This is a genomic window from Caulobacter sp. GW821-FHT09A05, from assembly GCF_059418465.1.
On sequence record NZ_JBWKPX010000001.1, the window covers coordinates 209,320 to 223,525 of the forward strand.

A 14,206-nucleotide genomic window follows, 5' to 3' on the forward strand; every position below is an offset into this window, starting at 1 on the left:
GAATGATCTACTGTTTTAATCGATCGCCTGCGCCCCACCCTATCGTTTGATGGGCGGCGGAGCGGTCAAGGCTCCGCGGTCGGTGCGACCCGTCGTCTCGGAAGGAACGCCACCGCCCGGGGAGCGGCTCGGGCTTGGCAGCCAAGGCCTGATCCGCAGCAGAAAGGCGGCCAGACGGGGCGCTCGTCGCATGACGCTCACGGCGATGCGCCAGCGCCGGGAGCGCTGCTCGGCGCCCGCCAGCAGCCGCAGGCCCGCGGCGACGTCGCCGCCAAGGATCAGGGCTTCGCCGTCCATCCACCGCAACGTCTGGGCGCAGGCGGCGAGCATGCGGTCGGCCACCGCCTGCTCGGCCCGCCCCTCCAGGGCCGCGGACGCCTTGCGATAGACCGTGCAGGAGCCGACCAGAATGCGCCGGGCGCTCGACGACAGCGAACCGGGACGGCGGCGGTAGCGGACGAGCGGCTCGGCCAGAACGGCGCCGCCCCATCCCGCCGCCAGCAGGCGTATCCACAGGTCCAGGTCCTCGGAGGCGACCAACCCTGCGTCGAAGCCGCCGATCGCGTCCAGGGCTTCCCGGCGGACGATCGCGGCCACGAAGATGTTCATCTCGCGATTCAGGACCCGTTCCAGCGAAACGGGCCCGGCCATGGGGTAGATCGCGGAATAGCGCCGCGGCGCGCGCTCGCCCGCGCCGAAGCAGATCGCGTCGCAACTCACGAACGCCAGGGCGGCGTCGGCTTCTATCGCCGCGAGCATCCGCTCGATATAGGTCGGGTCGTAGAGGTCGTCGCCGTCCAGGAAAGCGACGAAGGGCGCCGTCGACGCGGCGATGGCGCGGTTTCGGGCGGTGGAAACCCCCCGGTTGTCGGTCCGCAGCAGGCGAAAACGCGGATCGTCCGCAAAGGGCGCGAACGCCGCGACCACGTCATCGGGCGTTCCGTCGTCGACCACGATCGCTTCCCAATCTTGCCGGTGTTGCCCCTGGAGCGAGGCCAGGGCGTCGCCGAGCAGATGTGCGACGCCATAGGCCGGCACGATGATCGAAACGCGTGGCTCCCGTCTCACCTGGACCGCCTTGCGGGAGACCGGGCGCTGAGCCTGTCGAACAGCGCACCATAGGCTTCGACCATGGCGGACAGGGTGTAGAGGTCGCACTGGCGGGCGCGATTGGCCTGGCCGATGCTCTCCCGCAACGCCGGGTCGGCGATCAGGGCCTGCAACGCGTTGCTGAGGGCGGCCTCGGACGGCGGCACCACGAAAGGCCGGTTTTCCACCGCCACCATGTCGCGAACGTCACCGACGTCGGTTGAGGCGACCGGCAGCCCTGCGGCCATCGCTTCCAGGATGGCGAACGGCATTTGTTCGGTGTCGCTCGACAAGGCCAGGATCTGAGACTGCATGATGAGGTCCCGCGTGTCGGTCCGGGGCCCTAGAAGAAACAGTCGCCCTCCAAGCTTGAGCCGCGCGCCTTCCCGCACGACGGCGTCCCGTTCGGGCCCGTCGCCGATCAGGAGAAGCGCGGCGCGCGTCTTGAGCGGCGCGAAGGCGCGAAGCAGGCGAAGCGGATTTTTCTCGGGCCTGAGCGCGCCGACCCAGGCGATCATTGGAAGCCCCAGTGGCAGCTTCGGCCGCAGGCTGCCCAGGCGCGTGACGTAGTCCGCCTGCGGGGCGACGCCATTGGGGATGTGCTGGACGTTGCGTCGGGCCAGACGCCAGGTGTCGATCGCGATGGTCTGCAGCGTTCGCGACGGCACGACCACGTGGCTGCGAGCGAGGGCGACCCGACGCGCCCAGATCCGCCGCAGGAACTGCCGGACGGCCTCCTCCGGACCAAAGCCGTCTTCCATGTGAACATGCGGAACACCGCCAATCGCGTTGGCGAAGGCGACCTCCATGGCTCCCCAGTTGTAGGTCACCAACACGTCCGGCTTGAGCGCGGCGAGCTTGGCGCGATAGAGGCTCAGCCGCCCGGACAGGGACGCCGAGGTCGGCGGCGCCGGATCGGCGTAGCGCACCGGTGCGCAAGGCGAGACGAGCGCGGCGGCGCCGTAGTCGCCGTTGAGCGACACCACCGTATGACGAAAGCGCGCGTGCAGGGCCGCGGCCAGCGCCGCGAAACGCACCTGGGTGCCCCCGATATTGAAGCTGGGGAAGACGTGGACCAGATGCGGGCGATCATCGTGCCCGTCGAACCACGGCGTCGGTTCGATCCTCGGCGAGGCAAGGAAGTCGGTTGACTGCAGGTCGTGGGTCACCGGGCGCCGTCCGGAAAAAGGACCACGCGGACCGTCTGCACCAAGATCACCAAGTCGAGCAGGATGTCGTTCTTCTTGAGATAGTAGAGATCGTAGGAGAGCTTCTGTTTTGCGTCCTCGATGGACGCGCCATAGCGATAGTTCACCTGCGCCCAGCCGGTGATGCCCGGCCTCATGCGATGTCTAAGGTCGTAGTTGGGGAGCACCTCGCGAAGCTGTTCGACGAAACACGGGCGTTCCGGCCGCGGGCCGATGAAGCTCATCTCTCCCACCAGGACGTTGATGACCTGGGGAATTTCGTCGATCCGCACCTTGCGGATGAAACGGCCGACACGGGTCACACGATCATCGGCGGAGGCCGCCCAGCGGGCCACGCCGTCCTGCTCGGCGTCGGTCCTCATGCTGCGGAACTTCCAAACCTTGAAGGTCCGTCCGTTCAGACCGACGCGCTCCTGCCGATAGAAGATCGGCCCGCGGCTCTCCAGCCGGATGGCCAGGGCCGTCAGCAGGCACACCGGCAGGGCGATGACCAGAAAGGCCAGGCTGACGATGAGATCGAGCGCGCGCTTGAGCAAGCGGTGGCGATGATTGAAGACGAAGCCGCTGGAGAAGGTGAGCCAGCCCGGTTCGACCTTGGAGGAATCGATCACGCCGGCTTCGCGCTCCCAGAAGATCAGCGCGTCGACCACTTCCATGCCGTGCAGCTTGCACTCCATGAGTTCGGCGACCGGAAGCCCTCCGTGGTCGTCCACCGCCACGATGATCTCGTCCGTGCGCAGCCTCTCCGCGAGCATCGAAAGCGGCGCCCGTTCGGGGGGCGGGACGGCGACCAGAAGGTTGCCGATCCGGGGAGAGGCGTAGTCCGGCGCCCGCCAACTGCGGACGGTCTGCAAGTGGTGGAAGTGGCCGCGACCGGGCCCAATGAGGAACCTTGTCACCGCCTCGGCGCCCGGACCGTCACCGAGCACCAGGACCCGTCGTTTCATGAACGACAGCCCCAGCCACCATCCCAGCACCACGTGCAGCATCAGCATGATGAGCATGAACAGGGTGATGGCCAGCGACAGGACGCCAACGTGTTCGCTGAAGGGAAGTCCAGCGGCGATCTTGGTCAGGGCGATGACCGCGACGGTCGGCACCAATATGATCAGCCACGCCACCAGGAACCGTTTCAGGATGATCCTGAAATTCTGGGCCGCGTCGTTGTTGTAAAGCCCGACCGCTGTCGTGATGAGCAGCAATCCGGCGGTCAGCAGAACGGCCTCCGGCGGATCGAATTGCACCAGGGGTCCGGCGAAACACCCCGCGCATCGTTGGGAGATGTCCAGAAGCTGCAGGACTGACAGGAGCATTCCGACATCCAGGCAAGCGAGGACGCAGAATTGGCGAGGAGCGTGATGTCCAAAAATGTTCACGGCCAAATCCCACAATTCTGGAATGTCTTCACGGCGGCGCCTCGTCGGGCCCGCCACGGTTAACCCCAATTAACTTCGGCGGACTGGACCGCCGCCCTGTCGAATGATCACCTTTCGGGTCGTCGACGATGAAAGCGGCCACTCAAGCGGGGCGCGCGGTCAGGGCGTCGATCCGGCGATGCATCATTCTGAAATGCGGGCGCCCGGACATTCTCCGTACATCCCGGACGAGTGCGCCGCTCCGAGAGGCTCCCGCGTGACCCGTGTCCTGGTATTCTCGACCCTTTATCCAAACGCGGCTCAGCCGAACCACGGGGTGTTCGTCGAGAACCGGCTCCGAGCGACGATCGCGCGGGGCGGCATTGAGGCCACCGTCATTGCGCCGGTGCCGTATTTCCCGCTGTCCCACGAATTTTTCGGTCGCTACTCGACCTTCGCCCGGGTCCCGCGGCACGAGGTGCGGCACGGCGTCGAGGTCTGGCACCCGCGCTACCTGGTCATTCCGAAGGTCGGCTCCGGCTATGCGCCCGAAGCGCTCTTTCGCCGCGGGCTCGCGCTCGCGCGCCAGCTGCGGGCGGCCGGCCAGCAGTTCGACGTCATCGACGCCCACTACTTCTACCCGGACGGCGTCGCCGCCGCGCGTCTAGGGCAGGCCCTTCGGCTGCCGGTGATCATCACCGGCCGAGGAACGGACCTCACCTTGATCCCCGACGAAACCGGCGCCCGCCGACGGATCCGCTGGGCGGCCCATCAGGCGAGCGCCATGGTCACGGTCTGCGGCGACCTGAGGCGTCGGCTGATCGCCCTTGGCGCGCCCGAGGATCGGACCATGGTCCTGCGCAATGGTGTCGATCTTGGGCTTTTTCACCCACAAGACAGGGCCGCCGCGCGCGCGGCCCTCGGGCTGGACGGATTCACGCTGCTCTGCGTGGGCGGCCTCATCCCGCGAAAAGGAGTCGACCTTGTCCTTGAGGCGCTCGCGCAACGCCCCGACTGCAATCTCCTCATCGCGGGGGGCGGCCCCCTGCGCGCGGCGCTGGAAGCTCATGCCAGGCGCCTGGGCGTCGCCGGCCGCGTCCGCTTCCTCGGTGAAGTCGCGCACGCCGACCTGCCGAGCGTCTATGCCGCGGCCGACGTCCTGGTGTTGGCTTCCTCGCGGGAGGGCTGGGCGAACGTGCTGCTTGAGGCGATGGCCTGCGGCACGCCGGTGGTCGCTACAAACGTCAACGGCGCCGAGGAGGTCGTTCGGTCGGACGCCGCGGGCGTGCTCATGAACCGACGCACGCCGGAAGGTCTGGTGGAAGCGCTGGACCTCCTGCGTCGAAACATGCCGAGCCGGACGGAGACCCGGCGCTACGCGGAGGCCTTCAGCTGGACCAGGATCGGCGAAGCCAACAAGGCCTTGCTGGATGGGGCGGCCGCGGCGGGGTTCGAAGGCAGACACGCCCCGGGCGTCCTGGACCTCGCTCGCCATCTCCTCGGCGAACCGGAGAATGGCGTATGTGCCCCAGCGGCGCCGTGATGGCGGACCGCTGGACGGTCAACGCTCAGACTAGGCGCCTTTAAAGTTCGGCTCCCCGCTTTCCCCCTCCTCCTCGTCATCCCGGGCCCGGGATGACGACTGTTGGTAAGGGGGAGAACCATTGGGATAAAGGCCGTTGGTATTATTAGACCAGAGTCGATGACGCCGCGGGCCGCGTGGCGGTCCCCCAGTCGCTCGGCGACGGGTCCTCATCGCGCCAGTCGTTGGCCGCCTGAGCGCCGGATGCGGCGTTGTGCGCCAGGAAGGCGTCGAACACCCAGGTCAACCAGAGCGCCTTGGAGTGATCCTGGAACCCCTCGACATGCTCGACGGCCATCTTCCTCACACGCCCGGTGTCGATCATGCCGCAGTCGCGTAGGTGCGGACTGTCCGCCAGGCGAAGGATCGCCTCTCGCAAGGGACCTCGGAACCAGCGCGCAAGGGGCACCGAGAAGCCTTGCTTGGGCCGGTAGAGCAGATCGCGCGGCAGGTAGGGCTCCATGGCGCGCTTGAGGATGGCCTTGCCGCCGCTCGCGCGCGACAGCTTGAGGGCCGGAGGCAGCCAGAAGGACATGGCGACGAACCGCGGGTCGAGCATCGGCGACCTGACCTCCAGGGAATTGGCCATGCTCGCCCGGTCCACCTTGGTCAGGATGTCGCCGGGCAGATAGGTCATGATGTCGGCGTATTGGGCGCGTTGCAGGGGATCCAGCGGCGCGTCCACATTGAACGCCGTGCGAATGATGTCGCCGGCGTCGTAGCCTCCCAGCGCCTTTCGGAAATCGGTTGTCAGCAGGGCCGCCCGCGCCTCTTCGGGGAGCGCGGAGGACATGCGGGCGTAGGCGCTCGCGGAATCCAGCGACAGTTCGCGCAGGGTGGTCTTCGCGCGGAGGGGCCGTGGGAGCCAGGCGCCGCGCGGATAGATGTCCGCCAGCGGGCCGAGCAGGCGAGCGCGCACGGACGGCGCGACGTGGGCGCGCACGCGCTCCCCGACGCAGTGGAAGGCGTGGCGTCGATAGCCGGCGAGCGCCTCGTCGCCGCCGTCGCCCGACATGGCCACCGTCACCGATCGCCGGGCCTGGGCGCATACGGCGAAGGTGGGGATCGCCGAGACGTCGCCAAACGGCTCATCATGGATTTCCGGCAGTCGCCCCATCAGCTCGAAATCGTCGGCGCTCACCCGGCGGACGTCGTGATGCGTCGCATAGCGTTCGGCCACGGCGCGGGCGTAGGAGGTTTCATCGAAATCCCGGTCGCCGAACGCGATTGAGAAGGTGTCGATGGGGCGCCCGGCCTGCAACGCCATCAGGGCGACGACGGCGCTTGAATCGACGCCGCCCGACAACAGCGCCCCCAAGGGCACGTCGGAGACGAGGCGACGCTTGACCGCCGCGGCCAGTGTTTCCACCAGAAGCTCGGGAGTCGCGGTTCCCGACGCCGGCGCGGTCTCCAGCAAGGACCAGTATCGACGAATCTCCGGCAGGCGCCCGCGCCGGGCCAACAGGTAGTGCCCGGCCGGCAGCTTCCGGATGGAACGATAGATGGTCTTCGGGTCAGGCACATAGCCGTAGGTGAAGAAGTCCTCGACCGCCTGCGCGTCCAAGGCGCGATCGGCTTCAGGCAGGGTCAGCAGGGCCTTGATCTCGGAGGCGAACGCCAGGGTCCCGTCGGGACTCACCTGATAGTGCAGCGGCTTCTTCCCAAAGTGGTCGCGCCCGAGGACCAGCGTCTGCTCATCCCGATCCCAAAGCGCGAACGCGAACTGTCCCTGTAGCTTCGAGAACAGAACCTCCCGCCATGCGCGCCATCCATGCAGCAACACTTCCGTGTCGCTGCGGGTCTCGAAGCGCGCGCCCTTGGCCTCCAGTTCACCCCGCAGCTCATGGAAGTTGTAGATCTCGCCATTGAAAACGACGGTGAGGGCCCCATCGCGGGTCTCCATCGGCTGAGCGCCGCCCACGATGTCGATAATGGCCAGCCGTCGATGGCCGAGCGCCACGCCAGGCTGAAGATGGACGCCCGCGCCATCGGGACCGCGGTGGGCGATCGCGGCGATCATGCGCCGGATCAGCGCCGGATCGTATGTCCGTGATCCTTTGATATCGAACAGGCCCGCGATCCCGCACATGCTGCCTCCAGGTCCGCCGCTACGAGGACTGGAGTTTGGCTCCGCCGCGTCGTGGCGGGTCTGTCAAAAGGCGAGGACGACCCCCGATGGCGAAAATTCTGTTCCTCGCACACCGCGTGCCCTTCCCGCCTGACAAGGGCGACAAGATCCGGGCGTTCCATATCCTGGAGCATCTCGCCGCGCGGCATGAGGTCTGGCTCGGTGCGGGGGCGGACGACCTGGCTGACCTGCGGAGCCTGCCGATGGCGAAGGCCCGCTATCGCGACGCCTGCTTCGCCCCTCTCGACCGCTTCCGTCGCGCCCGCAACATGGCCTGGGCGGCGGTTGTCGGGGCGCCCCTGAGCGTGGCGCGTTTTCGGCATCCGATGCTTGAACGCTGGATCGAGGACGTGCTGCGGGAGGTCCGCCCGGACGTGGTCTTCGTCTTCTCCTCCGCCATGGCCCAGTACGTCGTCGGCCGGATGCGCCCCGGCGCGCGCCTGGTGGTGGATTTCGTCGATGCGGACGCCGAGAAGTGGCGCGCCTACGCCGAACGCGCCCCGGCCCCCGCGCGCTGGATCTACGCCGCCGAGACGCGGCGGCTGATCCGCTTCGAGCGGCGCGCCCTCGACGCGGCGGTCGCCGGGATCCTGGTCTCCGAGACCGAACGGCGGCTGCTGGCGAACTTTCAGCCCGACGGCGCTGACAAGCTGCACGTCATCACCAACGGGGTGGCCGCCGATTGCTTCGGGGTGATTCCGAACCCGGACCTCCAACCGACGATCGTCTTCTGCGGGCGTATGGACTACGAGCCGAACATCGACGGCGCCGAATGGTTCGTGCGCGAGATCCTGCCGAAAGTCCGTGAGCGTAGACCCGACGCGGTTTTTCGCATCGTCGGCGCGGCGCCCGCCGCGCGCGTGTTGGCCCTGCGCGCGACGCCAGGAGTCGAGGTGACCGGCACGGTGCCGGACGTCCGGCCCTACCTCGCGGGAGCGGCGGTCGTGGTCGCGCCGCTGCGCATCGCTCGCGGGATCCAGAACAAGGTGCTCGAAGGCCTGGCCGCCGGGCGTCCCGTCGTGGCCACGCCCGACGCTCTTGACGGCATCGCCGCGCGACCCGGGCGCGATGTTCTGGTAGGGGCGGACGCTCAGGGCTTCGCGATGGCGGTCGCGGACGTGTTGTTGGGCGTCGCCCCTGCGGACCTGGGCTCCCGCGGCCGGCGGTTCGTGCAGCGCCACCATCGCTGGGACGCCCAACTCGAGGCGATGGACCGGCTCATCGCCGACTTGGTCAAGCCGCTTTCAGGCCAGACTGCGGCTTAGGATCGGGGAAATGGCGTTGGCGACTGGCAAGGGCAGCCGCCGCCAGATTCCGATCAGCGCGGCGTAGCGCGGGTTCGTAGGGTTGACGTTCGGCAGGACCTTGGACTTCAGCAATCGATATTGATGCGTGATCGGCCGTGGCTCGAAGCCCCAGTGGCGCTTGAACTCGTAGGGACCCGTTCCGACCTTGCTGCGCCCGAAATCGAAGGTGGTGCAGCCGCGTTCCACAGCGTGCCGCATGAGGGCCCAGAGCATCAGGTCATTGCCCCCAAGGGCGCGCGCTTCCAGCAGGCTGCCGGTATAGTAGGGCAGGACCCGGCCACGAAAGTAGAAACTCAGGACCGAGCTGATGGGTCGGCCTTCGGAACTCACCGTCAGGATGTCGCAGTCCGATCCGAACACCGAGTACAGCCGCTCGAAGAACCGTGGCGGCAAGGCGGGCGTGCCGTGGTTCCTCATGGTGCGAGAATAGAGTTCGTAGAACACCTGAGGAGAGGTCTCGACGCGGCTGGTCATGCCGCGCGCAAAAACCCTGCGGAGGAGAGCCCGCTGCCTTTTGGGCAGCTGCTCGAAATTGTCCTCCTCGGCCGCGGCGATCGGCGCTTCAAAGCCGGCATAGAGGTCACCCCGCGCGCGCCAGTTCCCGGGGGCCACGGGCAGGTCGCGCAACTCGACATAGTCGACCCCCAGCTTGCGTCCCAGTGTTTCGGCCTGGTCCAGGATGGCGGCGAAAGAATCCGCATCCGATGCGAGCGGGCCGCCGCCAACGCAGAAGGCGTTCGAGATCAGGGCATGGCCGAAAAGGCGGCTGCGGATCTCCACCATCGGCAGGATCGCCGCGAGGCTTCCGTCGTCGCGCCGCTCGGTCAGATAGTGGGCCCGGTGACCGAAGACCTGGCTCGCCACGTCGCGCCATGCCGATCGGTGAAAGAAGGTGGCGTCGGGATGGTTGAGAACGAACTCATCCCACTGTTGCTCGGAAGTCGGCGTCATCGAGGGCCTCCGGCCAGGTTGAAGGCGCGATCTATCCGGTCCCAGCGAAAGTCGCGGGCCAGCCGCCTCAGGCGGTCGTGCGTCTTGGACAGGTTCACGTAGTGGCGAAGGCGGGACTTGAGCGGCGCGCCCCTGGCGCGCGGCTGTCCGGGGTCCAGTTCCCAGGGATGGATGTAGAAGACGGCGGGCATGTCATCGACGCGGTTCACGCGGTCGATGGCGGCGCGGGAAAGCCAGTAGGGCAGCAGCCGGAAATAGCCGCCGCCGCCGCAAGGCCAGTTGCGCGCGCCGAACCGGACGGTGGAGATTGGAATCTCGACCAGCGTCGTGGCGCCGTCAGGTCGGTAGGCGGTGCGCGGCGCGTCCGGCACGCCATAGAAGTCCCGGGCGACCGGATAGACGCTCGAGCTGTACGCGTAGCCCTCTTCCTCCAGCGTCCGCCAAGCCCAGGGCGTGTGCGGCCCAACGCTGAAGGTCGCGGCGCGATAGCCCCGCACCGGCACACCGGCGATTTCTTCCAGAACCAGACGCGATTTGCGAACGTCGTCGCGGAAGGCCTCGGGCGTCTGGCTGTCCACCCGGATGTGACTGAAGCCGTGGCTGGCGACCTCGTGGCCGGCGTCGGCGATGCGGCGGACGAGGCCAGGGTGGCGGACGGCGATCCAGCCCAGGGTGAAGAAGGTGGCCCTGACGCCCGCCTCGGCGAACACGTCGAGGATAAGCTGCGTGTTGCGCTCCACCCGGGATTCGCACCCCTCCCAGTCCGCGCGCGGGTAGATGGAGGCAAGGGCCTGGACCTGGAAGTAGTCTTCCACGTCGACGGAGAGACCATTGATGACCTGGGCGGGCGGCGCGGCCGATCTCTGACCCCGGCGGTTCAAAAGGTCCTCCTGAAGCCGATGGAGACGGCGTTCTCGGTGATCCGTTCGCCGCCTGGGAAGAGCTGCCGGCTTTTGGTCCGATCGAACCGGGTGTCGAACTCGGTTCTCGGATTGATCTTGTAGGCCAGGCGGCCGGAGAAGCCGTGCGTCTTGCTCGCCCCATAGAGCAGGCTCTCATAGGTGTGGCTGTAGTTCGTTCCGAGGGAGAGCGTGAGATCCGGTCGAAGACGCCGGGTGTAGCCCACTTGACCGATGAAGGTCCGGTCGCGGCCGCCCGATCGCAGGAAGGTCCTGTTCGTCCAGCTTCCCGAGGCCGTCAGGGAATCGGTGGCGCCGGTATAGATCGCGCGCAGATCGCCGGACCTGTACACCGATGTCTCGCCGTAGAGGTTGCCGTCGAATGTGAAGCCCGTCGGCGCGTTCGCCGGCTGCAATTGGGCGCTGCGCTGGACGAACTCGCGGAACGATCTGGCCACGGCGACCTGGCCCGGCTGGATCGTCTTCGAATAGGCGCCGATCAGAAGCAAGGTCCGCGAGACCTGGAAATTGGCGTCCGCCGCCCAGGCGGTGCGGTGGTATCGCCTGCCGCCTTCGACGCTGATCTTCGAGCGCGCGTTCGGCGTGAACTCCAAACCGGCGCTGGCGATCGGCGCGGTGATGCGCGCAAGGCCCGGCGGCGTGACGCGCTCATAGCCGAGGCGCGAAATCAGGCGGACTTTCGGCCGGAGCCCCACGAACACCGACTGGGTCGCGTTCGCGGCCCTGTAGCCATGGTCGTTCTTGACGAACTCGCCGGTGGTCAGCCATTCGTATCGCCGCAGCCGCGCGCCGCTGCCAATGCTGCCGACCAGCTGGACGATGCTGTCGTCTTCCGGCAGCCTCCCCTTGGAACCGCGGTCGTCCGTCGCGTAGAAGACCTGCGAGAAGCGCGCCGCCGCCGCGACGTCGACGTGGTCGCCCCGCGTCATCGTCAGGCGCGGGCCCACGGTGTAGGTGGACAGCCGGACGCGCTGGCCGGCGCCGTGACGCTGGGTGGCGGGGGCGCCGAATGTCGAGATGGCGCCATTGGTGACCGCGCCTTCGGCCTCGATGGCGAGGGTGTTCCTGATCAGTTGCAGGTTCGCGGCGCCGTTGCCGGACACGGACCATCCGTTGAGTTCCGACAGGCGCGAATAGGCGTCGTAGGACGCCTCGCCGACAGCCTGGGCCGTCACGCGGCTGGTGGCGAGCTTCACGTCCGCGCCGAGCAGGCCACGCAGGATGAAGTCCGACCTCCTGTCGGAGGCGGTGACGCGCGCATTGTCCGTGTAGACGCCCTGCACGCCCAAGGTCGGGGTGATCGAGAACGGGCGCTGATCGGCGGGTTCCGCGGCTGGCGCAATGCCTCCGGTCAGGGTCATGCAGGTTGTACAGAAGAGCACGGCCCACGTGCCGCCGGGATGAGGTCTCCGCCGCGAGGGGTGTTCGCAAGACATGTTCTGCCGTTTCCCCCGAGCCGGCCGGCTCAATGCCGCCTGGAATAGCGAACGTGCGACTGCGACCGGTCGGTCTTGTTGAACACCAGCGCGACACGCGCCGCGTCAAGCGGACCCGCGTGGCGATGCAGGATGCCCAGTCCTTCGTCGACTTCCGCCCGCTTGGACTCGCCCATGGCCGCGATGAAGAGGATCTGGCCGGCGTGCTTGGCCAGCGAGACGGTCACGCTGCAGGAGAGCACCGAGCCGGAGTCCATGATCACGATCCGCTCCTCGGTTCCGTGGTGCAGCGTCTCGATCAGGCGACCCATGCGTTGGCCGGCCATCAGCTCTGGCGCCGTTACGCGGGGCCGGCCGAACGGGACGGCGTAAACGCCCCGGACGCTGGTTGGGTACAGGATATCGCTGACTTCCAGATCCTCGTCGTCCAGGTAGTCGAGAAGTCCCAGCTGGTCGCCGAGCTTCATGCGCTTGGAGAGCTCGGAACCGCCCATGTCGGTGTCGATGAGGACGACGCGACGGTCGTGCTCAAACATGAAGCTCAAGGCGAGCCCGAGGGTCATCGTGGTCTTGCCTTCCCCAGGCGAAGCGCTGGTGATCAGGATCGTCCGGGGATCGTAGGGCCCGACATCCGCTTCCATCCGCGCCAGCATGTGTCGCTTCAGGACCCGGAACTCCTCGCGCGTGCGGGATTCGTCGAAGCGAGGGGGGGCGACCACGCCGACCCGCTTCAACTCTCCGGCGCGTGTCCACAGGTTCTGGACCATAGGCGTGTCGCGGTTGTTGGTCGTCAGGGCCCTGGAGTCGGTCGCGACGAGGCTCGGGAGGATTTGAGGCATGTTGCTCACGGCCGGTAATCCCAGGTTGTACGATAGGATTTCAGGATGATGGGGGGGTTCGGCGCCGCGCCGCGGATGCTTCTAGGCGCGCGCGCCAGTCGAGTCGGCCGGGCGCTCCATGCGGGCTCCCAGGACAGCGTGCCGATCACGGGAAGCTGTACAGCCTGTTCCAGCTCCTGCGTCGACACGAATATGCTCCTTGTGGCGGCGCGCAGCCATCCCGCCCCCAGCCCGCCGGCGACCGCGAGCAATCCGGCCAGGGCCAGGTAGAGGAGGCGGTGCGGCCCGGTCGGAACCGTCGGAACCGTGGGCTCCCGGGTGACCTGGTACTTGCCAACGCCGTCGGCGCCGTAGACGGCCTGTGACATCCGGGTGGCGACACGCTTGTTGAGCAGTTGCTGGTAGGCGTTGCGAAGCACCTCGTCGTTCTTCTGCAAATTGGCCCATTCCGAAGCGACCTCGGGCGGGATCGGGGCGGGCATGATCCGCCGCGGCCGATATCCCCCGACCAGGGCCGGCGATCGGCCTGCGGTGGTCAGGGCAGCCCTCTCCTCAAGATCGCGCGCGCGGATCGCTTCGGCGAGCTGCCGGCGGGTCGCGATAACGTCCGGATACTGTTCGGTGTAGGTGGCGCGGAGAGCGGTGAGTTGCGACTCCAGCTCCGACACGCGTCTGCTGGCGGCGAATGACCTTGGCGGCGAAGCCGCCTGGGCGACGGGCGCGGGGGCCAGCCCCTGGTCCTGGAAGCCCGTGTCGACCGTCGTGGCGGACACCGCGGGGTGGCTTTTCCGAAATTCGGCGATCTTGACTTGCGAGGCGGCGACCATCGCGGCGTAGGAAGCCACCTGCTCGTCGAGGAACTGGCCCGCCCGTCCGAGATCGGCTTGAGCGCGATCCACGTTGCGGGCGACGAACTGGTTCAACAACAGCCGCACCACGTCGCGCGCGCGAACCGGGTCCTTGTCCGTGACATGAAGCTCGACGAAATCCTCTCCCGGGTCTCGCGCCAGGTGGATTTTCTTCCTGAGCCGGGTCATCTCCACCTCAAGGGCGGCCCGGTCCATCGACGCCGCCGCCGGATCCATCTGCCGCACGACCTTCTCGAGGTTGACGTCGTTGAGCAGCGTCTTCTGGACGACGTAGGGGCTGCCATAGCCCTCCCCCACCAGAGACATGCCCTCGGCGGTGGCGGCGAGCGGCGTCTGGCCGTTCACGTAGATCTGCCCCCAGGCGTCATACACGTTCGGGAGATGAAGAACGTAGGTCGCCGCGCCGCCCCACAGGACCACGGTGGTCGCGGCCGCCAGCCAGCGGTAGCACCAGATCCGGCGGCTTTCGTTCCTGATGAGCGTGAAGAGGGGATCGAGCATGGAAGCACTACTCTCTCGAAA

Annotated in this window: 11 protein-coding genes; 2 read left to right on the forward strand and 9 right to left on the reverse strand. The window is 67.5% G+C overall.

What is annotated here, in order from left to right; genetic code table 11:
• Nucleotides 1-39: 39 nt before the first annotated feature.
• The 3 genes from AC07NX_RS00975 to AC07NX_RS00985 are packed head-to-tail and all read right to left on the reverse strand — an operon-like array spanning nucleotide 40 to nucleotide 3,610.
• Entirely contained in the window at nucleotides 40-1,158 is a 1,119-nt protein-coding gene (locus tag AC07NX_RS00975; RefSeq protein WP_494638308.1) for a glycosyltransferase family 2 protein, read from the reverse strand.
• Nucleotides 1,065-2,258, reverse strand: coding sequence for a glycosyltransferase family 4 protein (locus tag AC07NX_RS00980; protein WP_494638310.1), 1,194 nt, complete (start codon nucleotides 2,256-2,258; stop codon nucleotides 1,065-1,067). Before AC07NX_RS00980 ends, AC07NX_RS00975 begins: the two co-directional genes overlap by 94 nt.
• Nucleotides 2,255-3,610, reverse strand: a complete 1,356-nt coding sequence (locus AC07NX_RS00985) for a TIGR03013 family XrtA/PEP-CTERM system glycosyltransferase (protein ID WP_494638312.1) — start codon at nucleotides 3,608-3,610, stop codon at nucleotides 2,255-2,257. Before AC07NX_RS00985 ends, AC07NX_RS00980 begins: the two co-directional genes overlap by 4 nt.
• 319 nt (nucleotides 3,611-3,929) lie before the next feature.
• On the opposite strand from AC07NX_RS00985, the gene AC07NX_RS00990 reads away from it, so the two are divergent.
• Nucleotides 3,930-5,195 carry a glycosyltransferase family 4 protein gene (locus AC07NX_RS00990; protein WP_494638314.1) on the forward strand — a complete coding sequence of 422 codons (1,266 nt, stop codon included), beginning with the start codon at nucleotides 3,930-3,932 and terminating at the stop codon, nucleotides 5,193-5,195.
• A gap of 145 nt (nucleotides 5,196-5,340) precedes the next feature.
• Here AC07NX_RS00990 and asnB read toward each other — a convergent pair whose 3' ends face one another.
• Nucleotides 5,341-7,323, reverse strand: a complete 1,983-nt coding sequence (asnB, locus tag AC07NX_RS00995; RefSeq protein ID WP_494638316.1) for an asparagine synthase (glutamine-hydrolyzing) — start codon at nucleotides 7,321-7,323, stop codon at nucleotides 5,341-5,343.
• 86 nt (nucleotides 7,324-7,409) lie between these two features.
• Here asnB and AC07NX_RS01000 point away from each other — a divergent pair, with 86 nt between their 5' ends.
• Nucleotides 7,410-8,627 carry a TIGR03087 family PEP-CTERM/XrtA system glycosyltransferase gene (locus tag AC07NX_RS01000; protein WP_494638318.1) on the forward strand — a complete coding sequence of 406 codons (1,218 nt, stop codon included), beginning with the start codon at nucleotides 7,410-7,412 and terminating at the stop codon, nucleotides 8,625-8,627.
• Here AC07NX_RS01000 and AC07NX_RS01005 read toward each other — a convergent pair.
• The 5 genes from AC07NX_RS01005 to AC07NX_RS01025 form a co-directional block, all read right to left on the reverse strand.
• On the reverse strand, nucleotides 8,607-9,620 hold the full coding sequence (locus tag AC07NX_RS01005) for a FemAB family XrtA/PEP-CTERM system-associated protein (protein ID WP_494638320.1): 1,014 nt from the start codon (nucleotides 9,618-9,620) through the stop codon (nucleotides 8,607-8,609). The genes AC07NX_RS01000 and AC07NX_RS01005 overlap by 21 nt on opposite strands.
• Nucleotides 9,617-10,501, reverse strand: a complete 885-nt coding sequence (locus AC07NX_RS01010; protein WP_494638322.1) for an XrtA system polysaccharide deacetylase — start codon at nucleotides 10,499-10,501, stop codon at nucleotides 9,617-9,619. The genes AC07NX_RS01005 and AC07NX_RS01010 overlap by 4 nt, the downstream gene beginning before the upstream one ends.
• Nucleotides 10,498-11,901, reverse strand: coding sequence for a TIGR03016 family PEP-CTERM system-associated outer membrane protein (locus tag AC07NX_RS01015; protein WP_494638324.1), 1,404 nt, complete (start codon nucleotides 11,899-11,901; stop codon nucleotides 10,498-10,500). The genes AC07NX_RS01010 and AC07NX_RS01015 overlap by 4 nt, the downstream gene beginning before the upstream one ends.
• A gap of 104 nt (nucleotides 11,902-12,005) precedes the next feature.
• The gene (locus AC07NX_RS01020; RefSeq protein ID WP_494638597.1) at nucleotides 12,006-12,815 is read right to left on the reverse strand and encodes a nucleotide-binding protein; all 810 of its coding nucleotides are present in this window, start codon (nucleotides 12,813-12,815) and stop codon (nucleotides 12,006-12,008) included.
• Between the two features lie 5 nt (nucleotides 12,816-12,820).
• Nucleotides 12,821-14,185, reverse strand: a complete 1,365-nt coding sequence (locus AC07NX_RS01025; RefSeq protein ID WP_494638326.1) for a hypothetical protein — start codon at nucleotides 14,183-14,185, stop codon at nucleotides 12,821-12,823.
• Between the last annotated feature and the right edge of the window lie 21 nt (nucleotides 14,186-14,206).

Excerpts from the sequence above, each read along its gene's own strand:
- AC07NX_RS00985 (WP_494638312.1), bottom strand. The coding sequence starts at position 3,610 with ATGCTCCTGTCAGTCCTGCAGCTTCTGGACATCTCCCAACGATGCGCG.
- asnB (WP_494638316.1), bottom strand. The coding sequence starts at position 7,323 with ATGTGCGGGATCGCGGGCCTGTTCGATATCAAAGGATCACGGACATAC.
- AC07NX_RS01000 (WP_494638318.1), top strand. The coding sequence starts at position 7,410 with ATGGCGAAAATTCTGTTCCTCGCACACCGCGTGCCCTTCCCGCCTGAC.
- AC07NX_RS01005 (WP_494638320.1), bottom strand. The coding sequence starts at position 9,620 with ATGACGCCGACTTCCGAGCAACAGTGGGATGAGTTCGTTCTCAACCAT.
- AC07NX_RS01015 (WP_494638324.1), bottom strand. The coding sequence starts at position 11,901 with ATGACCCTGACCGGAGGCATTGCGCCAGCCGCGGAACCCGCCGATCAG.
- AC07NX_RS01020 (WP_494638597.1), bottom strand. The coding sequence starts at position 12,815 with ATGCCTCAAATCCTCCCGAGCCTCGTCGCGACCGACTCCAGGGCCCTG.
- AC07NX_RS01025 (WP_494638326.1), bottom strand. The coding sequence starts at position 14,185 with ATGCTCGATCCCCTCTTCACGCTCATCAGGAACGAAAGCCGCCGGATC.